Here is a 26,287-nt window from a genome sequence, read left to right on the forward strand (position 1 = left end):
TTTATTTCTTTACTTTAGAATGTCTTTTAAGTTGTCCTAATCTTTGTTTAAAATATTTAATATATTTAACTTTCTGATTTAAGAAAAAAGAATCAGGTTGATATTCAAGCCAATGCACTAAAAAAGTTTGATGTGACTTTAAAGATTTATCTATTGCATTTGCTATTTCTTCATTTGTTTTTGCTTTTTTTAGATTATTTAATGCCTTTTCTGTTTTAGTGATTCTTAAGTTTAATAATATATTTTTCATTCTCCACCTTTACAAAGGAATAAAATTGCTTCAAAGCTCCATTTTAGGATATACCAACCGATTAAAGTGGGAATAAGTATAAAATTTGTAGCAATTTTAACAGCTTCAAAAAAAGTATTTATATTTTGTTCAAAAGCAATACTAAAAAAGAAAATAATTGTAATAATATATATTGTACTTAATATCAAAATATTTGTTTTAGTAAGTGGGCTATTCAATTTAATCATTTAATGCTCCTTTACAAATTTTGTTTTTAATCATGTCTATTTTTTCTCTCTCTTTTTTCTTTTTTAAATCTCTTTCTCTTTGCTCTAGTTTTTCTTTCCCCATTGATTTATTATAATCTCTTGTATTAATAATTCTTTTATAATTTATATTAGATATTGGACATTTCAAATTCATATCTTTTATAATTTGTAATAATTCTCTATCCTTATCTAATTTTTTATATTTATTGTTTTCTATTTCTTTATTTCTAAGAAATATATAAATAATTAAATATAAAAGAGGGGGTATTATATACAAATACTCACTAAAATTATATTCTTTTATGAAATTTGAAATTATTAAACTTGGAAATAATGTTGTAGCCATTCCAAACATATTACCCAATATTATTGCTTTAAAATCAAATACTATTTCTAAAGCCATTGAAAAGAATACTATTGAGAAAACTATAGATACTATCATAAAATATACTTCCTCTTTTTCTCTCAATATAGCATCAAATGCTATAATAAAAAATGGTAAATTCATAAATAACATTATCATAAAACTTTCGTTTACTTCTTCTTCACTGTTCATGCTCTGCCCCTATTTTATAATATTAGTTCTTAGCATTTAACTAAGAACTAAAACAATTAAGATTAAGGCTATACAACCTAATCCAACTAAACAATATTTTACATATCTAATAAAATATAATTTATTTAACTTTTTATCAGTAAAAACAAATTTATATATTAGATAAATAAATACCCACCAAACAACAACAAACAAAATATTTTTCAAAATCATAGTTAAGAAAAAAGGAATTATAAAAGCATTTGCAAAAGCTTTTATTTTTGCTTGTTCAACTATACTAAACATTAAAATTAAATTTTTAATCATCTTAATACCTTTTAGTATTAAGATGAAATAATTATGTCATTAATAGCATTTTTAGGGGCATAAATACTATCCTCAACATCATCATCTTTATCAAACCAAACTTGAACATAAAAAGGCTCTTTATACCACTTATTTTCTTTTGCTATTTTAGCCCAAAACTTTCTTTCTTCTTCGATTTTTTCTGCTTTTGTCATGTATATCCTTTCTTTTAAAACATGTATAATTATACCCAAATTGGGTATAAAATGCAAGTAAATTAACCCAATTTGGGTGTAAATTTCTAAATTATTTTTAGCTTTAAATATTCTTCATTATAAATAAAATATTTAGTTAATAATAAATTCAAAAAATCAACACTTCTTTTAGAATCTACACAAGAATATTTTATAATTTTAGGTAAATCTTTAAAAATTATTGTACGAGCTTTATTAAATGAAATATAAGTAGAATCTTTTTTTTCATTTTCAAAATAAACATCATTCGGCAAAATTTCTAATACAATCATTTTATATACCTTTTAAATTGATTTTAAAAGCCTTTAAAGGCTTTTTCTTATGAAGCCTTTAAACTTTTATTACTGTTGATTGGTTTTCGCTCTGTTCTCTTTCCTTGCATAGTTGTACAACCATATTTATTCTTAATATCTTCCAGATCCATTTCTTTTCCATAACCTTTTTTTCTTTCTCCGTAATACCACATTTTTTTTACTCTTGCCCATTTAAAATTTAATTTTTTTAATTCATCTTTGATATCTTTTGTATCTCCACTAACCCAAATCCATGAGCCGATAATATTTATTTCTATATTTTCAAATCTTAATATTTGAGTAACTATTTTTTCAAGCTCTAAATTAAACTCTTGTGAGAAAAATATATCTTTTTCCAATAGCTCGTTATATACAGAATTTAATATTTTAAACTCTTCATCTGTTCCCCCAACATCAGGGTGTAACTTTTTAGCTAAAGTTTTATATGTTTTTTTTAACTGTTCTAAGTTTTCTATTCTTCCAAATTCTTTTAAAATTTCTTCTCTGTTCATCTTTTTGCCTTTGTTTTAATGTGTATAATTATACCCAAATTGGGTATAAAACACAAGTAAAATAACCCAATTTGGGTATAAGTTTTCAAATTCTTTTTGGCTAATATACTTACATATACCATTCAAAAAATTACTAACTACATAATCATACTTACTAAGGTTTTTTTCTTCATCACTTGTAATAATTATGTAATTACAATCAAGATTTAAAAATTACAGCTAAAAACACAAAAAAAGTCCGCTAAACCTATTTTTCTATTAAAAAATAGGTTGGCAGGATAGTCATTCCGTGACACGGAATAACAGAATCGCTACTAAAATTGGGTTTTATTTTGTTATAATTAAAATAAAAAAGGTGTTAGAAATGGCAAGAGAAAACATCGTAAAAACAAGGTTAAATGACGAAGAAAATAGTTTTTATATCAAAGAGTTAAAAAAGATAAAACATTCTAAGTTAGATATGTCTAAGTTAATTAGATTATCACTAGATCAATTTTTTAAAAACAATAGGTTTGAAGCAACTGAAACATTTAATGCACTTTATAAAGTCTTATTACACATAACAGTTGATCTAAGTAGAGTAACTGGAAATTTAAATCAGATAGCATACCATCTAAATAAAAATGATGATGTCGATTCTAAAGAAATAGTTAAGGCAGTTAATGAATTGGCAGAACTTCACAAAAAAGGTTTTGAAAATTACAAGGGGTTAAAAAAAGAGATAGAGAAGATGATTTAAAATCATCTTTCTAAACCTCTGTTCATATTTCTAAATATAGATTTTTGTTTATTTTCTATAGTTCTAACTTTTAATTGATTCATAAAGCTTAAATTACTTTCTTTAAAATTGTTTACCATGCTTTTAGATTTAGCAGCTAAATTATTTAATTCTTTAGGATTAGAATTTAATTTAATCTCTTGAGTTAAGTCTTTGAATTGATTAATTTTACGATTAATAATTAAGTCCTCGAGTGAACTATCTTTTATAAAGTGTTTGATCTCTTTGTTATAATTAATTTCATCTAATTTATCGTAAATAGTTTTCGTTACTTCTAACTTTTCATTTTTAGGTAATTTAGAATTATTTACATTTGTAATAAATTGATTTAAATTTAAATTTAAATCAATTCCTATATCTTTAAATTTCTCCAGGTTGTCATGTAAAGTGTCTTTAAACTTATCATTAAATCTTTCATGCTGCACATTTAATAAATATGAGTTAGTGTCCTTAATCTCTTTTAAATTTGAGTTAAGAGCATAAGTAATATTTTTAGCAGCAGAAATAATTTTGTCTTTGTTAGATAAGTTAATACTATTTAATTTTTCTTTTTCTTTTTTGTTATGATCTACTAAAGAAAGATCTATATTTTTAACTAGATCTTTTATTAGTAAATTTTCATTTTTAACAAGTTCATCATAATTTAATTTTTCTTTTTCTTTTGGTTTTGTATTGACAATATTAATATCTTCTTGAGGTTTGTCCTGGTGTAAATTTTCTTTTTCTTCAGAAAGAACTATTGAGATTTTTTCTTTTGGTTTTAACTCTTCATTCTTATAGATTTTTGTTTGAGGTTTATCCTGGTAATTATCAGGATCAATGAAATAAGATTTTTCTATTATAGAAGAATTAAAATCAATTTTATTTTTGATTTCATCAAGATTATTTGCATAATCATTAATAGCATAATCATAGTATGATTCAATAAATAACTTGTCAAAATCATCTAGTTTATCAATTAATTTATTAGCTGCTAAAAATTGACCGTCGTCGAGCTTGTTAATAATATCTTTTGTAAGATTTTCTTTTTCAATATTTTTAAAATAATCTTCTTTAAATTTGTCAGTAAGTTTATTAAAGTCAGTAAGTTTATCAAAGTACTTAATAAATTCTTTTTCTTCTGCTGCTTCATGTGGCATATCTTTTTGAAGTGTATATTCACTTTTAAGCTTATCTACATATCTATTTATAAACTCTTCTTTATAATCATAGTTATACATCTTTTGATTATATTCGGCAGTTAAGTACTCATTTTTATAGTGCTTAATATCTTCTTGAAAAATATCTTTCCATATCTCGAGGTTAATCTCTTTCGGACTAATTTGAAGTATCTCTCCATAAGCTTTAATTGATAAATTAATATCACTCATATTAATTTTATTAACTATATCAAAAGAATTAAGATCTAAATTCTTAATAGATTTTTCAGCTATTAGATCAAGCTTAGAAAGTGTTTCATTATCCAAAGATTTAGAATCAGTAAATTTAAGTTTCTCTAGTTCAATTTTATAATCTATATTTTTATTCTTAATAGTATGTTTATAATCGTTATTATGCCAATTAACAAAAGTCTTTTCTGTATTTACAACATCTTGTTTAATGTCAATATTCTTAAACTCTTTAACACTTAATTCCTGGAATAATTTAGTAGGATTTATTTTTAATCTGTTTAATTGTGATTGATAAATAGTGTCATGCTCTTTTACTTGATCTATTATTTTTTTTAAATAAAATTTTTGAGTAAATTTTTTATCGTCTTGAAGTTTATTCAACTTATTTAAAACAATATTTTTATCCTGGTGATTGAGTTTAATTGCTTTAGTTTTTAAGAAAACTTCTTTAGTCGCAAATTTTGAAATATCAATTCCATGTTTTTTTAATTTATAAATAGGTATTTCATAGTTTTTTCTTATGTTTTGTTGTAAAGTTCTAATCTCTCTAATACTTTTTAAGTAATCTTCTTTAGTTAATGTTTTATCCTGGTAATAACTAATTTTATAAGAGTTTAAAACTGATTTTAATTCTTTATGTATGATATCTCTAATATCTTTATTAAATTTTGGTAAAGGGTTTTTATCCAGGTAATCAGTTTTTAAATTAGTTAAGTTTTTTATTGTTTTCTGATTTAAAAATGTTGTTGATTCATTAATTGCTTGAGATAATTTTTCTATATGTAAAAACGATTGTGAAAGTATACTTTTATCAAGTATTTGTTTTTCTGTTTGTATTGCATTAAATGTTTTTATTGATGTGTCTAAGTTTTTAAATCCGTAAGTTATGTTTTTATTACTCTCTAAATCTATATTATAATTTTTATCCGTGTTCAGTTTACTTAAAAAAATATGTGCTTGATCTAGTTCAAGCTTTTTATTAAGCATTAATTCTCTTGCTTCATCTACTTTTTGAGAAAGCTCTTTGTATGAATGACTATTTTTTATTAAAACACCTGTAATTTTTGATTGATTTTCTTTTAACTTTTGATAATTTATATTAGCAATTTGAGATTCATATTCTAAATTATTTAAAAGAGTAATACAAGCTTTTAGATCTGCGTATTTACTAGATATATTTTTATTAATGTGATACAGTTCTGTTCTTAAATTATCTTTTAATACATTTTTTTCTTTATTATAAAATATAGTTTTTAATTCATTGTTAATTTCATTTTTACGATTTTTTAATTGAGTAATTCCTTCTTGAGTACTTAAAAGTCTTTCTCCAAGTTCTTCAATATTGGTAGTTTTCATTTTTTCAATATTTGCTTCAAACCAACTCATATTTTTAGATTTAATATACTCTAATCTATCCGTCATTGATTTAATTCTATCTATGTTAAGCGTAGCAACATAATTAAGCCCTCTATCTTGTAAATTTTCAGCCCATGACTTACGAATATTTTTTATATCATCTTTTAGTATTCTTAATTGTTTTTCTGTTTGTGGATTAAATGATCTTATTATTGCATGTACATGAGTATGCTCTTTGTCAGTATGCAAAGCAAAAACATATTCATAACCTTTATCCCTAAACTCTTTGTTTAAAGTATCTCTAGCAGCTGCCATAATTTCTTTGTCATTTGTTCCTGGTATTTCAGAAGTTGAAAATAAAATATGATCTGCGTCTTTTCCATTTGTTCTATTTTTTGATGAAAAAGTAGTTTGCCATTCATTATAAATTTTATTAATATCTTGAATGTTAGTTAATATTTCACCATTTGAAGTTTCAAGATTATAAATTAAATTTTCTTCATTTATTCCAGGTGTTAGATCATTTTCTTTATCTTCTCCAGGTGTTAGATCATTTTCTTTATCTCTGCCGATATATTGAATGGCTTTTTTAACTGTATAACTTTTTATTGTTCCTTTTCCTATTTTTTTATCGTCCTTAATGACTTTAAAAACTGCTTCTTTTGGAACAGAAGAATAATAAAAACTATTTAAAGCTTTCCCTTTAGATGAAAGTATAGAACCTCTTTTTCCGTTCTTTACTTTCTTTGCTTTATTTAGAAATTCATCTGTTAAATCAATACTCATCATTTGACCCTAAGTCAGGATATTTAACTAAAGCTTGATAAATTGAATTCATTATTTCTAATTTACTCGAGATATCAAAAGTTAAATCTTTTATTTTTTCTTCCATATCATCTTTAGAAAGTGATTGAAGTACCTCTTTATTTTCATTTTGAAATTCATATTCTTTTGTTTCAGCATTAAATTTTATTTGCATGATCTAATTCCTTTAATAGTTTTTTATCTTCAAAATAACGGTATGGTTTAGCCTTGATTGGGTTTTTATAGTTGTTTGTAGCTAAAATATAAATAGTGTCTTTATCTAAAGATAAAAGATCTTGTTCCGTGATTAATTTTTGACCTAATAATTGTTTTTGAATAGAACGAGATCCTTTTGTATCAAGTGAACGGCTTTCACTTCTTCTTTCTACTGTAAAATCACCAATTATTTCTGCATATCTTTTCGCAGTTTCTTTATTATTTTGAGGGAAAATAACTTTATAAGCTGTCGTTGATTCAAGTATGTCTAATGTTTCTTGACCGTAGATTTTTTTAATTTGTGCGTAGTCTTGTGCAATAAATATAGATAGTTTTTTATATCCTCTACCAAGTGAAGGAACTTCCATAAGATAATCAAGTTTTCCAAAACGAGGAAACTCGTCATATATCCCAACTATATCTAAATCATCTTTACCAGGTAATACAGAAAGTAATCTTCTTAAATTGAACTCTATAAATAAACGATTAACCATTGTAAGAGGTTTTAAATCTTTTTCTTTTATAGAAATGTAAAGAGAAGATATCTCTTTTCTAAAATCTTCAATAACTAATTCATTAGAACTAAAATTTTCAGCAATAATAGGATTAGAAAATATATTTAGAGGTGACTTAAAAGAGCCATAAACACCCGAATACTCTTTGTCGGCTTTTTTCTTAATAGCGATAACTTCTTCTTTAATTCTAGAGGGAAGAGAACAACTAAAAAAATCGTCATTTTCTTCTTTTTGGATTTCAATATAAAGAAAAAATATCAAAGGATCTGTGTTATCTTCATAAGGATATTCAGGATATAAAGAAATAAAATCTTGCATAGAGAAAGATCTTATTTCAGGAATAGAAGTCGAACCATTTTTATATATAAGCCAAAGAGCCAATAAAATAAAAATATTTCTTCCCTCTTCACTCCAATAGTCGTAATTTTCTTTTTCAGGATAAATTAGATATGCAACCTCATTAACTATTTCTTCTACTATAGCCCATTTTTCAATAATTAGATTATGGTTTTCATCAAAGATATCACCTATAATACTTTTATCTAAAGGATTAAATTTAACACAATCTTTGTCTAAAGGATTAAATTTATAGATTTTACTATTGTACTTTTCTTTTCTATACTTTGATGTTATTTCAAAGAGTTCTCCTTTTATATCAAAAGCAAAAGTACTAGCTTCTAATAATAAAAGATTAGGAACTGAAATTGAACTTGACTTTCCCGTATTTGGTGGAGCAAGAACTAAACAAGATAAAGGATCTGAATATCTTAAAAGTTTAGATCCTTTTTTTCCTAAAACAATTCCTTTTTTTTCAAATAATTTCATTTTCTTTATTAGAGTATCGTCAGCAAAAGCAGCACTTCCATACTCACCTCTAACACCTAAACGAGGTAAAAACCCAGTTAAAGGAGTTAATAACGCGACATATACCCCAAGAGTGTATAATGGGGCAGTTTCTTTTTTTAAAGCATGTTCAATGCTGTTAATGTGCTGCCAAATTGATAAATCTAATAATTGTAAATGGTAAACATGATTTAAAACCAAAGAATAAATAAAAGGACTAACTATTAATAACAATAGAAAGAACTTAATAAAAGCAAATTTAATGTTGTAATGCTTCATTTTTTTGAACCTCCATAAATAAAGAATCAAGACAATCGGGGCATATAAAACTATCAACTTTTAAACTCTTAACACTTGATTTAATTTTAGTTTTAATCATGTCAATATTTAAAAGTGGTTTATCTCCTACAAAAAAATCCTCAAAATAAAAAGATTTTTTAACTCTTTTCCCACAATTCGAAAACTTATCATTTAAGAATAAATCTTTTGTTGTTTCTAAATCTCTTATTTGAGTTGATAAATGTAAAAGATTATCATTTTGAGAATATCTAAAGTAATAAATTATATGTCTTTTAAACTGCATGATTTACCTCGCTTTCTTCTTTAATAATTTCATTAATAGATTTAATCGCCATTACTTTTCTGTTAAATCCTACACGCTCAATTTTAATCACATAATCAAGAGCAGACTTAATAAAAGCATTTAAAGTATCTTTTTCAGAAGTAAATCCAGCAAGTAAAAGATTTAGCTGTAAAGAGTTTAAAGTGTCATTTGGGTGATCGGTATGTAAAGTACTTAACATACCTTTATGACCCGTATTTCCAAGTCTTAAAAATGCCATTGTATTTTCTGTATCAATTTCACCTAAAAAAATTCTGTCAGGTCGTAAACGCATAGAAATATCAATAGCCCCACGATAAGTTAATTTAGAAAGATTAGAGCTATTTTTTGAAACCATTATTTCTTCTTTGTTTTTCTGAGGGATAATTAATTCTGCTGAATCTTGAATTGCTACAATACGAGTACTTAAATCAATATATTTAATTAATTGATTTAAGAATGAAGTTTTAGCTGTACCCGTTCCACCAACAATTAAAATATTTTTACCCACTTTTACAAGATTAATAACAAGTTCAACCTCTAAGTGACTTGTAGGTTTTTGTTCTTCTTTTAATTTATGAATGGTTTTTTCTAAGTATTTAATCTTTTCTTCTAACTCGTTATTTTTTTCAAGTATTTCTACACCTTTATTGTCATTAATATAATCTTCAAGTTTAAACTCAATACCTAAAGGTTTTCGAATTAAGATTGTATTGCAGTTACTTAACAAGCAAGAACGATGAACACCAGTAACTCTATGACTAGTATTTGGAATATTTGAAGATAGTAATATGAATTTGTGGTTAAACTGTTGTTCTGAAAAAGTGGCTAATTGATCTGGTAAATCTTCCAGGAATTGGAAAGTAATATTAGGATCTTTAATTTCTTTAAATCCTTTTGTTGTATCAAGTCTAACAATTCCAATTTCATGTAAGATGATTTCTGAAACATCATCTCGAGTAAGATATTTATTTATCTTACTCAAGAGATTTTGAAGTATTCTATCAGATTTCATAATCTTATCTTATGATTCTATAAATGCTTTTTGTCGGTATATCTAAATAAGTACCATCTGCTCTTAGAAATTTTGTGATTATTTGATATTCTCCTATTTTTTCCCAATATTGATAAGGGGTACAATACTTTTCTGTAAAAGGACCTGTATACCATTTCCCTGCCCCGCTAGCTCCACAACTTTTTGTATAAACATTTTGAGTTATATCTCCACCTATACATTGTGAGTAAGACATATTAAACCCATTGGCATCGCCAATAATAGAATCACCTCTTTTGAAATTGCAAGTCCAACTAGTTATATTAAACTTGGTAGTATTTTTTGAAATAGGGAAAATTCCGTTAGAATGATCGATTATTTTATTAGGTTCATTAAAAATTGAATAAGTTTCATCGTTATTTTTAACGAGTCTTTTAAATCCTAAATCTTTTATAAATTTAATATTTTCTGAACTTTGAACATACGGAATAGGTGAACCTTTAACGCATCCTTGTTCATTTGCTCCCGTTATATCAAGAAACTTAGTTTCGTTTGTTCTAGTATCAACAAAAAAAGTCTTTTTCCATTCATTAGAAAATTTATTTTCGTCGTCATTTTCCCAACTGCAATGCTCCGTTTGATGTGGAAAATTTAAAGGATCTTTAGAACAAGAAGAAACTTCAATCTCTTCATTAGTTTGAGGATCTGTAAAAACTTGTTTTGACATTGGATAACTTTGATTATTAGCAAAATCATGTTCATAACCACATTGTAAAGTTGTTAATTCAATAGAACCATCTTCACTTGGTTTACATTGTGTTAAATAGTGTACAATGCCATTTACATCTTTATAAGCAACTCTTTTATTATAAACAATATGGTTATCATCTAATCGTTGAAATTCGCAAGTATCAGGCGTTAAATAATGTTCAAATTTAACACTACTGTCCTGGCACTCACCAACATATTGTTTTTTATTTTCAAACATATAAAAGTATTTTTCTTTTTGAATTGATACTTTATTTGTAAAGTCATCATATACATCGCACCCGTCATAAGTAGTATCTAGTTCATGTGTTGTTGTATCAAATTTACAAGGTGTAACTTCTGCCACAGTTCCATTAACTTGTGCAACCTCTCTAAATGCAAATTGGACTTTATTATTATCATAATCTATTAGTGGACTACATTCTTTATTCCACTCTTTATAAGTATCTACGGGATAAGAAAGAGCCGAATCTGTACAAGCACCTACTTTAACATCTTCACGATCAAAAGTAAAAAATAATTGTTCTTGTTGTACTTGTGCTTTTAAATCTTTTCTAAAAACTAAACCACAACCCGTGTAAGTTGATTTAAGAGTTTGAGGGTTATCATAGTCTATAGTACAACTTTCAACTGTTGTTTCAACTCCTTCCTTATCAGCAACTTTTTTAGTTGCTACAAAAACCTCTTTTGTTTTATAATCTACTTTAGGCGTACAACCTTTTGTTGTAGTATAAATTGGAACGGGTGAACCTATACTCATACAAATTTCATTTACAAGTTGTTTAAACTGTACAGTTCCATTCGAAATAACATTTTGACAACTCTTTTCCGTATCTATAGTAACTGTTGGTTCTTCAAATCCATTGTTATTTCCATTATCATAACTAGAATTTGAACCAGCGTCTGTATTAGTATCTTGATATCTATTTGGATTAGATTCCATAGTTAAAGTTTCTAAATCTCCATTTAATGCAGCTGATTTTTTATTACCATCTAAAGAGCTTTTATTTCCATTTAAAACACCTGGATTCTCTTTTAATGAAATGTTAGTTTTATCTAACTTTTCAGCTTTTTCTTTTACTTCATTTAAATTTAAATTTAATTGTTCTAAGTTCCCCATTGCTCGAAACTTACTATCTTTTTCAATAGGAGTAGTAGTCTTAAGAGCAGAAGAAAAAGGATCATTTAAAATAACTTCTGTTTTATCTTTTTTAACCTTTTGCCAGGTAATACTTACTTTAACTTTTCCGTCTATTGTTTTGGTAGTGTTGTACTCACCTAGTAGCGAATAACCGTCATATTTCTTTTTATCAAGAAAATCAAGTTTTGCTTCAACTTTTTCAGTTTTCTTAGTTATATCAATTTTATCATTGTTTTTAACATAGATAACACCTGTCTTATTGTTTGCAGCTGTTTCTCCTGGAACACCAGGACTAACAGCTGCGAAAACTAAAGAACAAAGAGCAAGGCTCACATAAATAAATTTTTTCATTGTTTTTTCTCCTCATTGATTTGAACATCTATTTTGTTATTCTTAACTTCTGGAAACCAAATATCAAGAATAGGACTAATAAAAATACGAGTTCCTGATTTAATATTAATCACGGGTTTAATGTTTAATTGTTGTTTTAAAACTTGATCACTAACTCTTCCAACATCATTTTTATAATCTCTTATAACCTCATTTTTTAATGATGTTGTTGTCGTTGATCCATTTGTAGTTGTATTTGTAGCAGTTGCGTTCGTTCCTTGCATAGCTGCATAGCTAAGAGCGTTAGCAACAGTTGTAATAGCAAGAGGTAAACCATATCTTGCCATGTATCTATTATCTAAGTCGCCTACTGTTCCACTTCTTCCCATTTGGTCGGCACTTAAAGAATTTGTTAGATTAATATTAACACCAAAAGGAGTTAATATTCTTACCCATTGAATAGCAAGACGCTCCTCACCTATTTTTTTAATAGGTTGATAACTACCAATAGCAGTCGAGCCTTTAGGAATAAGAATTTGACGACCTTGAGAACCATAGATATTATTCTCAATCATTGCAACAACTTTACCAGGTAAAAGAGAATTAACAGCAGTCATAAGAATTGCAGAAAAATTTTTGTCAGCTGTTATAACCCTTTCTAATTTAACTCTCCTAGAGGCAACATCTTTTTCAATACCAAAATCCTTGTCATATAAATAAGGATCTATTTCTTTTTTAGAATCATATTTATGATTATTTGGTTCTTTTATTTCCTCCTTTTTTGCGATTAAAGATGATTTATGATTGTGTAAACGCTCATAATTTATCTTATTTCTTAACAACTCTTGATAATCAACTTCTTGAGTACCTACTAAGTTACTAATAAAGTTTTCTTCTTGAGGTTTAACTTTATCTTCTTGAGGTTTAACTTTATCTTCTTGAGGTTTTTCAATCTTTACAATATTTATTTCTCTTGGATCAAAATAACCTTTTGGTAATTTTGTTTTAGTAACAATTCTTTTTTCTTCTTTTTTATCTTGTTGAATCAAAATAATAGTAGTAATAATAGAAATAACTATCAATAGAAAAACACCTAAAATAATGAATACTTTTTTAAAATTAGTTTTCATTTTTATACCTTATACAAAAGTGTTTTTCGCCTAATCTTAAAGTAAAAGCATCATTGACGGATTTTGTGACAATAAATTCTCCTACAATTTCATAATCAAAAACTGGGCTATCATGACCGTCTAAAACTTCAAAAACAGGTGGAAATTTTTTAAACCCGTTGGATATATCGAATTTAAAATATGTAAATTCTTTATCATGAAAAACAACCTCAGGTTTTAAGCTTTTATCACCTTTAGTAAAGAAAAATGAAAAATCAGTTTTAGTCATATCAACTATTAAAGTTTTAAGGATTTCTTTGAATTCAAATTTTCCTATTTTTTCAATGTTAGAGTATTTTCCATCAAGTTCAAGAACCCAATCTTTACTAAGTTTTTTAACTTTAAGAATATTTTTTTCTATTGTGTAAGGAATTGAAATATTATTGTTAAGTTCATCTTTATAGTAAATCTTTGGAACTGAAAAACCATCTTTAAATTTAAAATAAGTGTTCTTTTTATCATTGAATACAGCTTCAAGAGAAAAGGCCTTTTTTAATTTATAATCAAATTGTGTACCACTAATATTAAATTTTGTAAGATCAATACTTTTATCTTCTTTTTGAATTGATAATTTATTTTTTAAATCTTCAATTTCTTCAGAAAGAGCAGCTATCTCTTTGTCTTTTTCATCAAGATTATCAATACTATTATTTTTTGGTAAAGCTCCATCAAGAGTTACATAATTTAATAAATTAGGCTTTCTTTTATCATCTACACCTATGCTATACAAATAAAAAGTATAGGCTCGACCACTAGAACCAAGTACGGTTAAATTTGTATCAGCACCCAAAAAATTTGGTTTAACTGTAAATACATTATCTAATTTATATTTTGTTTCTTTATCTTTTAAAAGTTCAATAGTAAAAGAAGTATCTTCGCCAAAAATTGCAGAAATTGGAATTTCACCATCGGGTAAAATAACGGTACTTTTCATAAAAATTCTAGTACGGATTTTTATAGTACTATTTTGATTATATTTATAAACTGATACCGTTTTACCTTCGCTTTTATCCACAAAAAATGCTTTTTGGATAGAATTGAGATCTATTACTGTATCTTTACCATTTAATAAATCTTTTTGTGCCTTTGTAATAGCTTCATCACTCGTATTAATAGTATCAGTTGTTATATCTTGAAAACTAAAAAGATAACAAGATAAAGCAATTAATATAAAGAATATTTTTTTCATTTTTTTACCTTTGATAATTCATATCCAATTACATTAATAGCAATAGGATTAAGCGTAATATCTCTAAAGACACTTTTAAAATTTTTAAACTCATAACTAATTGTCGCTTTGAAAAAATTAGTTTTTTTATTTGTTTTAGGATTATTGTCTTTTTTATATCTATCAGTTAGAGCAAACTCAACTATCGAAACATTACCAGGTAAATCGACAGTTGAAATTATTTCAACACTTCTTGAAAACCCATCAATTGATCTAAGATTTTCACTTGTATTATAAAAGTTTTGGAACTCGATATAAACATCATCACTAGATTGTGCATTAACAATCTTATAACGCCGTTTTGCGTCCTCGTCAATGTTAGAAATAGTTTCCCTAGCAATAACATAGTTTTCTATAACAAAATGACGAATTAGCGTATCTTGTGTTATATCTTCATCTATATCTCTAACAGTTACAAAATTTTCTTGTGCAGACTTCATAACTAAAAGTTTGTATTTTGTATCTTTTAATGGAAACAAACAAATTAATAAAATTGCTAAGATAACAATAACTACAGTTAATGCGATAATAACTTTTGATAAAAGAATAGGTACATTATTAATCTTCTCTACTTCTTTAAAATTATCAATTTTAAATTCTTGATTATCATTCATAACTCAACCTTGAAATTGAAATTGTGGTATTTCTAAACACGCACACGGACTTATTTCTAAATTCGAATTAGATTTTGTAACGCAACCACTAAATAAAAATAAAGCAGCTGCCACCATTAACACTATGTAAAAATTTTTCATTGTTTTTTCTCCTTGTAAATAAATTTAAGCACCTTTTGGGATTGTTTTTTTTGCTAAATTAGTGGCAATTCTAGACCAACTAAAATTTGCAGCTTCATGTCCGCTACTTGCTCCTTGAGTTATCGCATTAGAAAGCTCTGGAACAGCCTTAATAAATATAATAGAAATTACACTTACAAAAATAGTAAAGATATCAGCATGTCTTAATCCTAACGATTGATTAAGAGAAATGTCGATTGCTCCTTTTACAAAAAATAAAATTAATGCTAAAAATACGGAATACATAAAATAAGTCATTAATGTTCTAAACCATAAAAAGAAAAGATTTTTTGAAAAGTTGAAGCAAAAGAAGAAAAGAAAAACGGGACCAATTATTAAAAGTAAACCAACATAAACGAGCGATTGAATTGAGTAAATAGTCGAATATACATAAATATAAAAGAAAGTAACTATTAATAAGAATCCAAAAACATAATTCATAGGTTGTAAAATAAAGCTACCTTGAAAGTATGTACTAAATACATTAGTTGTAATTTTTAAAAATTGTGTATCTAACCAGGTAAACATATTTGCTTCACCTGATAAAGAAGATATCTTTTGAGTAATAAAATCTTTAATATCTAGTATTGGATTAGCAACCCATTCGTTATAAGTATGAAAATTGAATATGACACTAATTATAAGTGGAAAAACAATAAATAACCTAGCTAAAACATCTATTTTTTTAATGTTAAAATTTCCTAAAATAATTTGATAACCAATAAATATAAAATATAAAGTTAATACGGGAACTAAAAAAGGAGCAAGTAAATCATTAGTTATTTGAAATACTGATTTATAAATTAAAGATAAAGCATTTTGAAAAGTTGTAGCTATTGTTTCAGCAAATCTAAGACTTTGTTCATTCATTTTATAGCCTTTTATTTAAATGGTCTAAAGCCAACACCGTATGGGTTGCTTTTAGGTAAATTTTGAATACGACTTAAACCGATATCATCAATTTGTACATCTTGAGATTTTTTTAGTTTTCCATAAACTTCTCTATTCTTTTTTATTTGATCTAAAAAAGATTTATTATCTGAATTACTTAAATATAGTAATGACATAGCGTTACGATAAGAAATCGCACTTTTATACTCTTCATTTAGTACTGTTAAAATTTCTGCTAAAATCATATTTGTAGTTTGTGTTTGTTGGTAAATATCTGAACTATTTTCAATATATGATATATATTTAGCGACTTTTTCTTGTCTTGCTTTTCTTTTTTCTTTTTCTTCTTCATTTGGTAAGAAGTATTTATTCCATATATCATTATTCATTTTTAAAGCATAGTTTCTATATCCTTCTTTACTTTTACCTTGTAATGAAGCAAGGTAATCTCTTAGCAAAAGATTTTTACTTATCTTTGCATAATCAAGTGTTTCCAAATTCTTTTTTGCGTCCTCGAGCGAATTAGAACTTAAAGCAGCTGTTAATTTTTTCATTTCTTCATCATAAGCTTGTAATTTTGCTTTATCAAAATTTTTCATAATTGCGTCGTCGGCATTATCGAAATAACTTTGTATTTCATTAGTAATATTTTTATAAAGAATTCCCTCTGTCGAGTTAGTTTTGATTGAATCTCTACCTAAATCAAATAAAGATTTTACTTCTGCATTACTTGTTGCCTCTTGTAAATCTTTCATAGCACTTTGTAAATTAGAAAATGCACCCTCAAGGTTATCTTTAGCGTTGTAAATTTGTCTTTTTGTTTCGTCCATAGCTGTACGAATACCACCTAAAGTTTTTATTTGGGTAGTTGCAGCATCTATCATTTTTGTCATTTGTTGGATCTGCTGCATAAAGTAAACATAACTTGTAGGATCTGTCGTTACAAAGCTAAAAGAAAGCTGATAAGATAATAATAAAACAAGAAATTTTTTTAACATTTTAAATATTCCTCTCTCCAATTGATTGGATCTTCTTTTTTACATTTTTTCATTAAATTTATGGCAGATGTTGAACTATTAAAGATATTTAAGTAACTTCCTAAAGGGGCTAAATCTACATTTAAAATAGTACTTCCGCCACCAATTCTTTTTAGTAATACTTCTCTTTTTCCAGTTGGATTTTTTATAAATCTAAACTCTTCACTAGTTAAATTTAAAGTTGTTTTGTAATCTTCATCAACTGTAGAATCGGGAAATAAAATTAAATTTGCTAGAGAGCCACCAAGTATTTGTTTAGCATAGGTATTAGTTTGAAAAAATTTATGATCTTGTGCTGCCATAACAATCGCTATATTTTTTTTTCTAAATTGGAAAACTGCTTTTGCTATTTGTTGAGCATAAAAAGGATTTTCTAAATATTCTCTTATTTCATCAATAAATAAAAGTCCACAACCATCAACAGAATTTTCAACAACTTTCATAAATCTATGAAATAAATAAATAGCAACTAATCCTGAAGCTTCTTTATTGCTAAGTACCGTATCCATATTGAAAGCAGAAATTCTACGACTAAAATCTAAACTATCTTTTTCACTTGCAAAAAATCTTCTATTAGAACCATGAACCCAATTGTACATTTTACTTACAATATCGTTTTCATCTTTTTCAATACCAAATGCACTTAATAAATGAAAAAAAGTTCTATCTTTTTTATCAAGGTTTTCATAATTAGAATTAATAGCAGCGTCAATTATTTTAATTGATTCTGCGTCTTTATCTTCTGTTTGTGTCATAGCCTTGAAGAAGTTTTTTAAAAATTCTCTATTCTCAATATTATCGGGAAGTTGTAAAGGATTTAAAGAAACATTATTATCAAAATCTGAATAATTCCCGTCCATAAATTCTGTGAATACTCTCATACCTTGCAATGAATCTAAAATAAGAGTTTTTAAATTTTTAAATTTTTGTGATTCTTCAATTAAAAATGTCATTAAAGCAGTTTTACCTACTCCAATTCCACCGATTATTACAGTATTCCCACTCTCAAAAGGTAGAGGGCTTTTATGAAAAGTAAAATCAAACACCGTATTATGTGAGTTATAAAATTGAGTTACAGGCATGTTTCCCCAAGAACATTTTGAATAACCTTGAGAAACAGTCGAAAAAGTATTTAATGAAGCTATATATTCAGTTTTTAAATTACGCTTCCTTGTGTTGTAATTTTCTAGACCTGGAAGAGCAGAAAAAAACAACGGTTCAATGTTTGTAGTTTCTACGACCGATTGATAACCAAATCTATTTATAATTGATTGTATTTCATTTACATTTTCATCAAGCACAGTAAGGCTATCATTTTTAATTTGCATAGTAAAAGAGTAATCATATAAATTAGTAGTTGAACCCTCTATTTCTTCTGAAAGGGCATAAAGGTTTTTAATAGCTGTTTCACTAGATACAAAGAAACTCATAACATTTTTGATTTTATCAAGGATAATTTCAATAGCTGTAATTTTTGGAACTTTTTTAAACGATTGATGTAAAATGAATTCAACCTTTGAACTCATTAATTCCTCAAGTAAAGAAGAATCAAATTTTTCATTATTAAAAAGCATAATACTAATAAATTTAGAATAGATCTTTGAATTGTTTTCATAGATCATATAATCACTATCATTAGGAAATGACAAAGTAGAGCTACAAATCAAATCTTTAATATAATTGTTTTTTGGTTTTTTTTGATAAGTATATTTTCCGTTTGCATAAGTAGTAAAGAAAGTTAATAATTCATCACCCTTTAATAAAGTTGGTGAAAATTCTTTTAATTCTCTAAGAACTTTATTACTAGTTAAAGTTACATTAGCATATTTTGCTTTTGTGCTATCTTCTATTAATTTCTCAAATACACTTAAATCACTAAAACGATCATTGCTTGTAGAACTAATAATTACATAGTGATATGATTTAAAATTTTCTGTAAAATTTTCACTCCATTTGTTAGAGATCATATCTTCATATTTATTACTGTATGTAACGAAATGATTTTTCTTTTGCATTTCTCTAGTTGAAAATGTAGTAAAAATTATCTTTTCATCAATAGAATTAAAAAAGATTCTACGATTATCATAATAGCTTTTTAACTTTGTTTTATCTAATCCCGAATATTCAAGCCCTTCAAGTCTTAGAACTTGCACAAAATCTTTATTTAATGTAACAAGAATACTATTGTTATCATTGTGAAATTTTACAAGAGGATTAACAGAAGAAAAAAGAGTTTCTTTTTGAATGGATTTTGAAGATAATTCAAGTATTTTTTTTATCAGATTAATTGACATATTTATTACCTTTAAAAGATTTTTCTTTATTTTTTGAACCTTTAATTTTTATATTTTTAATGATATTGATATTTAAAAAATCAGGATCACGCTTAGAAAAAAGAAAAAGAAAAACATACACTATAAAAAAAGTTGGAACTGCTCCCCAAAGCCCCAACAAATTTAATACAATAGCCGTAATAACCATATCTAAAAACCAACCAACACGAGGAATACCTTTAACTAAAATGGGAGCAGTTAAAAGTCTATTGTTTTCAATTTTTAAATTAAAATTATCGTTATTCATTATTTACTCAAGATACAATCGCAGCAATACCACTAGCACTTAAAATAAACGCTGAACCGATAAGAATAGCAATTAACCATTCTTTAGCCACATTTCCTTTATTAAAGAGGTACATATAACCAACAACAACAATAACAATAGTCAAAATTCCAACAAGGATTTTAGAAGTTAAAACATCAACAAGTTGATCTAATAAATTAGTTGTTTTTGTTACATCTATTGCAGCCATTAAATAATAAGGTAAAAAAAGCAGTAATGAGATTAGTTTTTTTAATTTAAAAATCATCTCGTTCACCCTCTAAGTTTTCAACTTTTAAATAAAAATTTATCATTTTGTCAGAGCCTTTAGCTTTTACCTGGTTTGGTGAAAAAATATCAATAAAAAGCCTTTTACCTTGGATAATTAATTCATCACCAGCAATTAATTTTTTACACTGATCAGAAGTAAGAGAAAAATCTTTTAAAAGTGGTACTTTTAAATTAAATTTAAAATCACAACCAACATAAGATTTACTCTCTTTATCATAATGACCTTTTGAACATACTAGAGCTTTAAATGCTTTAGTAACTGGATCTTTTTCTCTTTGAATAATTCCCTCTTGACATTTAGGACATATTGTTTTATTTTGTTCGCTCATTTCTCATTTTCTCCATTTGAACTTTAATAATTTTTAGGCGTGAATTGTTCAACACCAACTAAAGCAGATAATAAATTATTAACTACAGCCCTATCACTTTTTGAATTTGATATGTTTTTAATTTCTTCGTATAACTCCTTATAGTAAATTGATTTATTTGTAATCTTTATTCTTGCACTTTTTCTTTTTGCATTTTCACCAGGTGCGAAGTCGATAGAAAACAAATTTTCAGAAGTTGAAAATTCTCTATGCACATAATGAATTGCACAATCAAAAAAATCTTTGTATGGGATTAACTCTTCATATAATTGAACCATTAATTCAAAATTATTATTTTCAAAATTATTCATATTTTTTAAATGCTCCTTTCATTTTTTCTGTAAATTTTTTAATATTTTCTGCATAATTTTCTATTATTGATTTATTATTTCTAGTGTAAGCATGAGGAGGTAATAATTGACTTCTTATATAATCCTCTTCGACTAGCCAATCTTTTTTAAGTTGATCGTCATTTTCGTATTCTGCAAGATATATATTGTCAGTAAATTTTATTCTTTTAAATTTGTAGTATTTATGTTGATATGATTTCAAAGGATCTAAATTTTCATGTGCAGCAGTTAAAGTTTCAATATTATCTTTTAGTTCTTCAGCTTCTAGCTTTTTATATATTTTTTCAGCTAGAGAGAATTCATTATTTTTAATGCTGTTTATAATTCCTTGCTTATAGCCAGGTATATTTCCAATTTCTCCAATTTCAATTTTATTTTTAATTTTGTTTGTAGTCATATAGAAGTTAGCAACTTTATTAATATCTTCAAAAGGAATAAAACTGTTTTCATTGTAATCATTTGCTTTGATTTTATAAGATAAGTTTTTCAATCTATCAGCAAGATTTGTTTTTGAAATATTTCCTTCTGAATGAAGCTCTTTAATTTGTTCTAGTTCTTTAGTGATATTTTCATCTTGTTCGCTATCTTCAATTATTTCTTTATTATTAAAGTGTTCATCAAATTCTTTTAAATACTGTTCTTTCTTCCAATTTAGATCTAATGTATAATAAACAGTTTGTTTACCATTCGTACCTACATATTCCCTTTTTAATAAACCTTTATCTTCTAAATCTTTTTTAATATTTTTTACAGTAGAAATGGCATTTTTTAATCTTTTAGCTTTAAAAAGCTCTTTCTCATTTTCACTATCTAAAGAGTTATAATTCTCTTCTGCTTTTGTACCTGGTGTTATTAATCCAAAGCCACAATAAAAAGCAATAGTTCTATTAGAGGGGAAAGAATTGTTTTGTCTATCTTTTATATCAGCATGACTTAAAATTGCACTTACCACTTTTAATTGTCCTTCATTTAAATATCTAAAAAACCAAGGCTCTATTTGTATAGGTCTTGTTTTTGGTTTGATTATTCTTAGTTGCTTTTCCAAAATCCCACTTTTAAATAGTTTTTACTTCGTTGTTCTCTAATAATGATTTCATAACTATGTATGGATCATAAACTATGATTTTTCTTCCTGCTGCATTACCACCTGTTAATTGATAATGTGGAAGTTCTCTTTTTCTTCTTTTCTTTTCGATTTGTCTTTCACTAAGACCAGTAAGTTTTGAGAGTGTTTGTTTGTTACAAGTAATAGGCTTCATTTTGTCAGCGAGTAAAAAGAACTCTAATAATAGATTTATGATATTTTCTTTATCGTCAATTTTTTTAAGTTTTTCGATAAATTCTTTTGTGAGTGAACTAATTGAATATCTAATAATTATTTCATTAACTAGATCATTTGAAATATTTAAATCTTTAAGCATACTCTCAAGACTATAGTTTGAAAAATTCCCATTGATTGAATATTTATCAAATAGTTTCATTTTCTTTTCCATGTAAGTATTTTAAAAGGATAAATAATCATATAAAATACAAGAATAGAAATTTTGAAAAAGTAAAATATATTTTCTATATTTATTTTTGACAAAGCATAAAATGCTAGATTTAAATCATTATTATTTTCACTTAACATAAACCAAATAAGTAAAAGCATACTTAAAAATAGTGAATCAAGAAGTGCGACAATAGCCATTCCTAACATAGTTAATAAATCACATATAATAGTTAATTGTTTTGCTGTTAATTTAAAATTTCTCATTTTATTTACCTAGTTTTTTTATAAATTCATTAACCTCTTCAAGGTTATATCTGTAACTTCTGCCTATCTTTTTATATGGCATACCTTTTTCTTTTCTCAATTTATCAACATCATAAGCAGAGATATTTAGCCTTACAGCTAACTCTTCTTTTGTTAGTAATGTTTCATTCATTTTTTTCCTTTTTTTTGTCTATAATTTCATCTATTAATAGGAATTTTGGTATCCTATAAGATTTATATGTATATATATGTATATTTATAAACGAATTATTGAATTATATATGATTTGTTAGTTTATGTCAAGGAATAATTAAACGATATGGAAGTAATTAAACAAAATATTAGTTTATCTAATAGAATTGAAGAAGCTTTTAATGCTAAAAAACTTAAACAATCAGATTTAGTGAAAAAATATGATTATTTATCTTCTGCTTTAATTAATAAATTTTTTAATACTCAAAAAACTGTTACTAATCATTTAATAAGACTTTGTATTGATGAAAATATAAATTTGGATTGGTTATGTACAGGAAGAGGGGAAATGTTCATTACTAACAAATTATATAATAAACAAGAAGAAAAAACTTCTGATTTATTAGTAGGAAGTAATTTAAATTCAGTACATGAACCAAATTTAGAATATAATTCAATAAGTAATCAATTAATTGTTGATATTAAAAAACTATCTCTCAAAAGACAAAAATATTATTATCATAGAGTAAAAGCAGATTTAATTGATGAAGAAAGTTAGTAATAGGAGTTGAAATGAAGAAAAATTTGTTGTATGCAGTACTTTTAAGTTTAGTTTTTGTAGGTTGTAATGATCCTAAAGAAGCAAATAAAAATAATTTTGAACAAGTGATAAATAAATATTTATTAGAAAAAAAAGATAATCTTGTTTGTAGGTATGTAGGAGATAAATTTCCAATAGAAGATTCATTTGGAATAGGAGCAATGACTTATGAAAAATACACAAGTTATGGTTTACTAAAAAAAGAAACAAAAGAAAAAATAGTAAAAGATTTTTTTACGGGTAAAGAAAGAAAAGAAGAAAGAAATAATTATAATCTAACAGATCGTGGGAAAAAATATCTAACAAATGGTAAGTTTTGTTTTGGAACTCCAAAAGTTGAAAAAATAATTAACTTTACTGAACCCATGTCAGTAGGGGGAATGAAAATTACAGAAGTTAATTATACTTATATTTTAGAGGACTTACCTGAATGGTATAAAATCAATGAACCTATAAAAAGAAAAATAGGATTAATATTAATGAATGATGGTTGGAGTTATAAATAATTGCTCTTAGGAAAATTCTACATATATTAGATAAATCGTATTGACAAAGGACTTTTAATTTAATATAATGCTGACATGAAACAAAGGTTTCCTTTTTCAGGAGTGATGACCTGAATAGAGAGAATCAGAAAAGGGTAGAGCTGTTTAGCTTTACCCTTTTTTTTTGCTGGGTGGTTTGGCAAGAGTGAAAATTCTGGGGAAAGGGGATTTTCTCAAAAGGAGAACCTTTGTTTCAAAAATTAGTAATACTACTTTTGATATGTTTAATTTTTACGATTAAGGCATATTAATAAAAGGGGGAATTCATCACTCCCCTGGTATTACTCCACTACTACTTTTTTCAACGAATCAAATACTTTTTTAAGACCTGCAGCTGCTACTTTCTGTTGAACTTTTGCATATCTTCTAGTAGGGCGAGTAGAACTATGTCCTAAAATAGCAGCTACAACTTCCATGCTATTATCTGTTTCATTAAGAGAAATTTCTCCAATTAAATGCCTGAGATCATGGACTCTTACTTTTTTAGTAATTTCTGCTTCGTCTAAAATTCTTTTCCATGCTTTACGAAGGTTAGCTACTTTTTGACCTGTTACTAATGATTTAAAAACATAATCTTTCTTTGGTTCTAGATTAATAAGTACTTCATACAGTTCATCTGTTATTGTATATGTCATATTTCTTTTAGCTTTGTTTATTTCAAAACCAATTTCATAAGTTCTATTTTCTAAGTTAATCATATCCCAGGTAAGACTTAATACTTCATTTCTTCTCCTCCCATGAAGTAAAAATGTAAATATACCTCTATATAAAGGCTCTTTGAAATTAATAATTGTATTAAATAGTCTTTTTGACTCTTCCATATTTAATGGATATTCTAGAGTATTATCATATTTTGGTTTATCAATAACAGCGATTGGGTTAATTGTTGTTATTTTGTGCTTGATTGCAAATTTAAAAATAGCCGATAAATCTGCTAAATAATTATCAACACTTTTAGGAGCTTTAATCGCTAACTGTTCATTTACAAAAGATTGAATAATAATTGAATTAATCTTGGTCATTTTAATAGATCCAAATCTATTTTTAAAGTGACAATTATAATTGCTCTCTTTTGTCATTAATGTTCTTGTTGATACAGACTTAGAAGATTTTAAATGTTTCAAATATATATCCCATACTTGATTAAATGTTAAATCTTTTTCTACATAGTTATTATTTTGAATAGAATTTTTTATCTCTTCTTTTTTTAAATAAGCAAGTTTTGCATTAGTTTTAAATTCATCATTATCATATCCAATAATCTTTCTATAAAGCTTTTTATTAATTCGAAATGTACCAACATAAACCTTACCTTTTGAGTTATCATTATAATAACCAATTCCTTTATATGCAGTAGCAGTTAATTTCTTCATTTTTTCCTCTAGTGATACTTTTAGTGATACTTTACATTGTAAATATATGTAAATATATGAATTGTATCTTAATCTAAGATTGCTTAAAAGTCCTATAAATAAGCTAATTCTACTTAAAAAGTAAGTATTTGTAAATATAGGACTTAAAGATTTCCTCCTGTAAACTCAAGTTCGAATCTTGATGGGGTCGCCACACTAAAATATCGATAAAATCATTACTCTTAGTAATATATAAATTAATTAATTTGTTTAAGGTTTGTATGGGACATACCTTGGGACATACTTTTCTTGCAAAATTATATATTTTTATTACAAGGAATTTTATTTCATGAATTTTTCCTTTCATTAAAATAAACATATTCAATAATAATTAATAAGCATAAATTACTTAGTTCCATATTTATTAACTTTTTTACTTATAGAGTTTTATGTATTTAAATTTGTAGTTAATTTTTAAGTTAATAGTCAGGAAAATCAATATACCATATTATCAGTTGAAAATAATACAAGTTATCATTAAATCAATTAATAATAACTTGATAAAAAATATCTCTAGACAAATTGTTTGGAGGTATAAAATTCATTAAATTGAATTAAACAGTACTATATAAATTTATAATAGTAAAATCAAAAATAGTTGTTATTTTTTATAATAACTTAATTAAATATCATTCTAAAAAATGAAAGAGATATGAAACTCTTCGAGTTAAATTAAACATTATTAGTATACTAATATTATTAAATATAAGATATTATTTTTTAATATCTAAAAAGAAAAAACTGTTATCTTTGTGATAACAAATAAAAATATTTTTATTTAAAATTAAAGATAAATCTCTACCATGAGAAACTAACCAAATGAATGTAAAAATATCAAAAAAAATATTTTTTACATACTCCAATCAGATAAAAAATTACAATAATTAATTTTCAACTAATCAAAATATTTAATATAATAG

General features: G+C 25.7%; 31 protein-coding genes. 3 read left to right on the forward strand and 28 right to left on the reverse strand.

Annotation, left to right across the window (positions count from 1 at the left end; genetic code table 11):
* Position 1: 1 nt before the first annotated feature.
* From CRU95_RS04545 to CRU95_RS04570, 7 genes are all read right to left on the reverse strand, one after another.
* Positions 2-250: a hypothetical protein gene (locus CRU95_RS04545; protein ID WP_129099964.1), complete on the reverse strand. Its 249-nt coding sequence runs from the start codon at positions 248-250 to the stop codon at positions 2-4.
* Positions 247-477: a hypothetical protein gene (locus tag CRU95_RS04550; RefSeq protein WP_129099965.1), complete on the reverse strand. Its 231-nt coding sequence runs from the start codon at positions 475-477 to the stop codon at positions 247-249. The genes CRU95_RS04545 and CRU95_RS04550 overlap by 4 nt, the downstream gene beginning before the upstream one ends.
* Positions 470-1,054 carry a hypothetical protein gene (locus CRU95_RS04555; protein ID WP_129099966.1) on the reverse strand — a complete coding sequence of 195 codons (585 nt, stop codon included), beginning with the start codon at positions 1,052-1,054 and terminating at the stop codon, positions 470-472. The genes CRU95_RS04550 and CRU95_RS04555 overlap by 8 nt, the downstream gene beginning before the upstream one ends.
* A 36-nt stretch (positions 1,055-1,090) precedes the next feature.
* Complete coding sequence (locus CRU95_RS04560) at positions 1,091-1,360, reverse strand: hypothetical protein (RefSeq protein WP_129099967.1); 270 nt, start codon at positions 1,358-1,360, stop codon at positions 1,091-1,093.
* A gap of 17 nt (positions 1,361-1,377) precedes the next feature.
* Complete coding sequence (locus CRU95_RS16580) at positions 1,378-1,554, reverse strand: hypothetical protein (RefSeq protein WP_164969726.1); 177 nt, start codon at positions 1,552-1,554, stop codon at positions 1,378-1,380.
* Between the two features lie 86 nt (positions 1,555-1,640).
* Positions 1,641-1,865: a hypothetical protein gene (locus CRU95_RS04565; RefSeq protein ID WP_129099968.1), complete on the reverse strand. Its 225-nt coding sequence runs from the start codon at positions 1,863-1,865 to the stop codon at positions 1,641-1,643.
* A gap of 47 nt (positions 1,866-1,912) precedes the next feature.
* On the reverse strand, positions 1,913-2,398 hold the full coding sequence (locus CRU95_RS04570; protein ID WP_129099969.1) for a hypothetical protein: 486 nt from the start codon (positions 2,396-2,398) through the stop codon (positions 1,913-1,915).
* Positions 2,399-2,762: 364 nt separating this feature from the next.
* Here CRU95_RS04570 and CRU95_RS04575 point away from each other — a divergent pair, with 364 nt between their 5' ends.
* Positions 2,763-3,137 (forward strand): plasmid mobilization relaxosome protein MobC, encoded by a 375-nt coding sequence (locus CRU95_RS04575; protein ID WP_129099970.1) that lies wholly within the window; start codon positions 2,763-2,765, stop codon positions 3,135-3,137.
* A 2-nt stretch (positions 3,138-3,139) separates the two neighbouring features.
* Here the strand turns inward: CRU95_RS04575 and CRU95_RS04580 are convergent, their stop codons facing one another.
* From CRU95_RS04580 to CRU95_RS04675, 20 genes are all read right to left on the reverse strand, one after another.
* Entirely contained in the window at positions 3,140-6,709 is a 3,570-nt protein-coding gene (locus tag CRU95_RS04580; protein WP_164969727.1) for a relaxase/mobilization nuclease domain-containing protein, read from the reverse strand.
* Entirely contained in the window at positions 6,699-6,902 is a 204-nt protein-coding gene (locus tag CRU95_RS04585) for a hypothetical protein (protein ID WP_129099972.1), read from the reverse strand. The genes CRU95_RS04580 and CRU95_RS04585 overlap by 11 nt, the downstream gene beginning before the upstream one ends.
* Positions 6,886-8,580, reverse strand: a complete 1,695-nt coding sequence (locus CRU95_RS04590; RefSeq protein ID WP_129099973.1) for a type IV secretory system conjugative DNA transfer family protein — start codon at positions 8,578-8,580, stop codon at positions 6,886-6,888. The genes CRU95_RS04585 and CRU95_RS04590 overlap by 17 nt, the downstream gene beginning before the upstream one ends.
* Complete coding sequence (locus CRU95_RS04595) at positions 8,561-8,884, reverse strand: hypothetical protein (RefSeq protein ID WP_129099974.1); 324 nt, start codon at positions 8,882-8,884, stop codon at positions 8,561-8,563. Before CRU95_RS04595 ends, CRU95_RS04590 begins: the two co-directional genes overlap by 20 nt.
* The gene (locus CRU95_RS04600; RefSeq protein WP_129099975.1) at positions 8,874-9,917 is read right to left on the reverse strand and encodes an ATPase, T2SS/T4P/T4SS family; all 1,044 of its coding nucleotides are present in this window, start codon (positions 9,915-9,917) and stop codon (positions 8,874-8,876) included. The genes CRU95_RS04595 and CRU95_RS04600 overlap by 11 nt, the downstream gene beginning before the upstream one ends.
* Before the next feature lie 4 nt (positions 9,918-9,921).
* A complete protein-coding gene (locus tag CRU95_RS04605; protein WP_129099976.1) occupies positions 9,922-12,156 on the reverse strand; it encodes a hypothetical protein in 2,235 nt (744 codons plus the stop codon).
* On the reverse strand, positions 12,153-13,265 hold the full coding sequence (locus CRU95_RS04610; protein ID WP_129099977.1) for a TrbI/VirB10 family protein: 1,113 nt from the start codon (positions 13,263-13,265) through the stop codon (positions 12,153-12,155). Before CRU95_RS04610 ends, CRU95_RS04605 begins: the two co-directional genes overlap by 4 nt.
* Positions 13,255-14,493 carry a TrbG/VirB9 family P-type conjugative transfer protein gene (locus CRU95_RS04615; RefSeq protein WP_129099978.1) on the reverse strand — a complete coding sequence of 413 codons (1,239 nt, stop codon included), beginning with the start codon at positions 14,491-14,493 and terminating at the stop codon, positions 13,255-13,257. Before CRU95_RS04615 ends, CRU95_RS04610 begins: the two co-directional genes overlap by 11 nt.
* A complete protein-coding gene (locus tag CRU95_RS04620) occupies positions 14,490-15,146 on the reverse strand; it encodes a VirB8/TrbF family protein (protein WP_129099979.1) in 657 nt (218 codons plus the stop codon). The genes CRU95_RS04615 and CRU95_RS04620 overlap by 4 nt, the downstream gene beginning before the upstream one ends.
* 165 nt (positions 15,147-15,311) lie before the next feature.
* Positions 15,312-16,196, reverse strand: a complete 885-nt coding sequence (locus CRU95_RS04625; protein ID WP_129099980.1) for a type IV secretion system protein — start codon at positions 16,194-16,196, stop codon at positions 15,312-15,314.
* Positions 16,197-16,207: 11 nt separating this feature from the next.
* Entirely contained in the window at positions 16,208-17,215 is a 1,008-nt protein-coding gene (locus CRU95_RS04630; protein ID WP_129099981.1) for a hypothetical protein, read from the reverse strand.
* Complete coding sequence (locus tag CRU95_RS04635) at positions 17,209-19,548, reverse strand: VirB4 family type IV secretion system protein (RefSeq protein ID WP_129099982.1); 2,340 nt, start codon at positions 19,546-19,548, stop codon at positions 17,209-17,211. The genes CRU95_RS04630 and CRU95_RS04635 overlap by 7 nt, the downstream gene beginning before the upstream one ends.
* The gene (locus CRU95_RS04640; RefSeq protein ID WP_129099983.1) at positions 19,538-19,834 is read right to left on the reverse strand and encodes a VirB3 family type IV secretion system protein; all 297 of its coding nucleotides are present in this window, start codon (positions 19,832-19,834) and stop codon (positions 19,538-19,540) included. The genes CRU95_RS04635 and CRU95_RS04640 overlap by 11 nt, the downstream gene beginning before the upstream one ends.
* A gap of 7 nt (positions 19,835-19,841) precedes the next feature.
* Positions 19,842-20,120 (reverse strand): TrbC/VirB2 family protein, encoded by a 279-nt coding sequence (locus tag CRU95_RS04645; protein WP_258238634.1) that lies wholly within the window; start codon positions 20,118-20,120, stop codon positions 19,842-19,844.
* Complete coding sequence (locus tag CRU95_RS04650) at positions 20,110-20,472, reverse strand: hypothetical protein (protein ID WP_129099985.1); 363 nt, start codon at positions 20,470-20,472, stop codon at positions 20,110-20,112. The genes CRU95_RS04645 and CRU95_RS04650 overlap by 11 nt, the downstream gene beginning before the upstream one ends.
* Before the next feature lie 23 nt (positions 20,473-20,495).
* The gene (locus tag CRU95_RS04655) at positions 20,496-20,822 is read right to left on the reverse strand and encodes a hypothetical protein (protein WP_129099986.1); all 327 of its coding nucleotides are present in this window, start codon (positions 20,820-20,822) and stop codon (positions 20,496-20,498) included.
* A complete protein-coding gene (locus CRU95_RS04660) occupies positions 20,815-21,906 on the reverse strand; it encodes a hypothetical protein (protein WP_129099987.1) in 1,092 nt (363 codons plus the stop codon). Before CRU95_RS04660 ends, CRU95_RS04655 begins: the two co-directional genes overlap by 8 nt.
* A gap of 10 nt (positions 21,907-21,916) precedes the next feature.
* A complete protein-coding gene (locus tag CRU95_RS04665; RefSeq protein ID WP_129099988.1) occupies positions 21,917-22,342 on the reverse strand; it encodes a hypothetical protein in 426 nt (141 codons plus the stop codon).
* The gene (locus CRU95_RS04670) at positions 22,339-22,617 is read right to left on the reverse strand and encodes a hypothetical protein (RefSeq protein WP_129099989.1); all 279 of its coding nucleotides are present in this window, start codon (positions 22,615-22,617) and stop codon (positions 22,339-22,341) included. The genes CRU95_RS04665 and CRU95_RS04670 overlap by 4 nt, the downstream gene beginning before the upstream one ends.
* Before the next feature lies 1 nt (position 22,618).
* Positions 22,619-22,789: a helix-turn-helix domain-containing protein gene (locus CRU95_RS04675; RefSeq protein WP_129099990.1), complete on the reverse strand. Its 171-nt coding sequence runs from the start codon at positions 22,787-22,789 to the stop codon at positions 22,619-22,621.
* Between the two features lie 147 nt (positions 22,790-22,936).
* Here CRU95_RS04675 and CRU95_RS04680 point away from each other — a divergent pair, with 147 nt between their 5' ends.
* On the forward strand, positions 22,937-23,368 hold the full coding sequence (locus CRU95_RS04680; protein WP_129099991.1) for a hypothetical protein: 432 nt from the start codon (positions 22,937-22,939) through the stop codon (positions 23,366-23,368).
* 14 nt (positions 23,369-23,382) lie between these two features.
* A complete protein-coding gene (locus CRU95_RS04685; protein WP_129099992.1) occupies positions 23,383-23,916 on the forward strand; it encodes a hypothetical protein in 534 nt (177 codons plus the stop codon).
* A 320-nt stretch (positions 23,917-24,236) separates the two neighbouring features.
* Here the strand turns inward: CRU95_RS04685 and CRU95_RS04690 are convergent, their stop codons facing one another.
* Positions 24,237-25,328 (reverse strand): site-specific integrase, encoded by a 1,092-nt coding sequence (locus CRU95_RS04690; RefSeq protein WP_129099993.1) that lies wholly within the window; start codon positions 25,326-25,328, stop codon positions 24,237-24,239.
* Positions 25,329-26,287 lie beyond the last annotated feature (959 nt).

The sequence above is a fragment of the Arcobacter sp. F2176 genome (assembly GCF_004116465.1).
Classification (GTDB): Bacteria; Campylobacterota; Campylobacteria; order Campylobacterales; family Arcobacteraceae; genus Arcobacter; species Arcobacter siniprincipis.

Excerpts from the sequence above, each read along its gene's own strand:
- CRU95_RS04545 (WP_129099964.1), bottom strand. The coding sequence starts at position 250 with ATGAAAAATATATTATTAAACTTAAGAATCACTAAAACAGAAAAGGCA.
- CRU95_RS04550 (WP_129099965.1), bottom strand. The coding sequence starts at position 477 with ATGATTAAATTGAATAGCCCACTTACTAAAACAAATATTTTGATATTA.
- CRU95_RS04555 (WP_129099966.1), bottom strand. The coding sequence starts at position 1,054 with ATGAACAGTGAAGAAGAAGTAAACGAAAGTTTTATGATAATGTTATTT.
- CRU95_RS04560 (WP_129099967.1), bottom strand. The coding sequence starts at position 1,360 with ATGATTAAAAATTTAATTTTAATGTTTAGTATAGTTGAACAAGCAAAA.
- CRU95_RS16580 (WP_164969726.1), bottom strand. The coding sequence starts at position 1,554 with ATGACAAAAGCAGAAAAAATCGAAGAAGAAAGAAAGTTTTGGGCTAAA.
- CRU95_RS04565 (WP_129099968.1), bottom strand. The coding sequence starts at position 1,865 with ATGATTGTATTAGAAATTTTGCCGAATGATGTTTATTTTGAAAATGAA.
- CRU95_RS04570 (WP_129099969.1), bottom strand. The coding sequence starts at position 2,398 with ATGAACAGAGAAGAAATTTTAAAAGAATTTGGAAGAATAGAAAACTTA.
- CRU95_RS04575 (WP_129099970.1), top strand. The coding sequence starts at position 2,763 with ATGGCAAGAGAAAACATCGTAAAAACAAGGTTAAATGACGAAGAAAAT.
- CRU95_RS04580 (WP_164969727.1), bottom strand. The coding sequence starts at position 6,709 with ATGAGTATTGATTTAACAGATGAATTTCTAAATAAAGCAAAGAAAGTA.
- CRU95_RS04585 (WP_129099972.1), bottom strand. The coding sequence starts at position 6,902 with ATGCAAATAAAATTTAATGCTGAAACAAAAGAATATGAATTTCAAAAT.
- CRU95_RS04590 (WP_129099973.1), bottom strand. The coding sequence starts at position 8,580 with ATGAAGCATTACAACATTAAATTTGCTTTTATTAAGTTCTTTCTATTG.
- CRU95_RS04595 (WP_129099974.1), bottom strand. The coding sequence starts at position 8,884 with ATGCAGTTTAAAAGACATATAATTTATTACTTTAGATATTCTCAAAAT.
- CRU95_RS04600 (WP_129099975.1), bottom strand. The coding sequence starts at position 9,917 with ATGAAATCTGATAGAATACTTCAAAATCTCTTGAGTAAGATAAATAAA.
- CRU95_RS04605 (WP_129099976.1), bottom strand. The coding sequence starts at position 12,156 with ATGAAAAAATTTATTTATGTGAGCCTTGCTCTTTGTTCTTTAGTTTTC.
- CRU95_RS04610 (WP_129099977.1), bottom strand. The coding sequence starts at position 13,265 with ATGAAAACTAATTTTAAAAAAGTATTCATTATTTTAGGTGTTTTTCTA.
- CRU95_RS04615 (WP_129099978.1), bottom strand. The coding sequence starts at position 14,493 with ATGAAAAAAATATTCTTTATATTAATTGCTTTATCTTGTTATCTTTTT.
- CRU95_RS04620 (WP_129099979.1), bottom strand. The coding sequence starts at position 15,146 with ATGAATGATAATCAAGAATTTAAAATTGATAATTTTAAAGAAGTAGAG.
- CRU95_RS04625 (WP_129099980.1), bottom strand. The coding sequence starts at position 16,196 with ATGAATGAACAAAGTCTTAGATTTGCTGAAACAATAGCTACAACTTTT.
- CRU95_RS04630 (WP_129099981.1), bottom strand. The coding sequence starts at position 17,215 with ATGTTAAAAAAATTTCTTGTTTTATTATTATCTTATCAGCTTTCTTTT.
- CRU95_RS04635 (WP_129099982.1), bottom strand. The coding sequence starts at position 19,548 with ATGTCAATTAATCTGATAAAAAAAATACTTGAATTATCTTCAAAATCC.
- CRU95_RS04640 (WP_129099983.1), bottom strand. The coding sequence starts at position 19,834 with ATGAATAACGATAATTTTAATTTAAAAATTGAAAACAATAGACTTTTA.
- CRU95_RS04645 (WP_258238634.1), bottom strand. The coding sequence starts at position 20,120 with ATGATTTTTAAATTAAAAAAACTAATCTCATTACTGCTTTTTTTACCT.
- CRU95_RS04650 (WP_129099985.1), bottom strand. The coding sequence starts at position 20,472 with ATGAGCGAACAAAATAAAACAATATGTCCTAAATGTCAAGAGGGAATT.
- CRU95_RS04655 (WP_129099986.1), bottom strand. The coding sequence starts at position 20,822 with ATGAATAATTTTGAAAATAATAATTTTGAATTAATGGTTCAATTATAT.
- CRU95_RS04665 (WP_129099988.1), bottom strand. The coding sequence starts at position 22,342 with ATGAAACTATTTGATAAATATTCAATCAATGGGAATTTTTCAAACTAT.
- CRU95_RS04670 (WP_129099989.1), bottom strand. The coding sequence starts at position 22,617 with ATGAGAAATTTTAAATTAACAGCAAAACAATTAACTATTATATGTGAT.
- CRU95_RS04675 (WP_129099990.1), bottom strand. The coding sequence starts at position 22,789 with ATGAATGAAACATTACTAACAAAAGAAGAGTTAGCTGTAAGGCTAAAT.
- CRU95_RS04680 (WP_129099991.1), top strand. The coding sequence starts at position 22,937 with ATGGAAGTAATTAAACAAAATATTAGTTTATCTAATAGAATTGAAGAA.
- CRU95_RS04685 (WP_129099992.1), top strand. The coding sequence starts at position 23,383 with ATGAAGAAAAATTTGTTGTATGCAGTACTTTTAAGTTTAGTTTTTGTA.
- CRU95_RS04690 (WP_129099993.1), bottom strand. The coding sequence starts at position 25,328 with ATGAAGAAATTAACTGCTACTGCATATAAAGGAATTGGTTATTATAAT.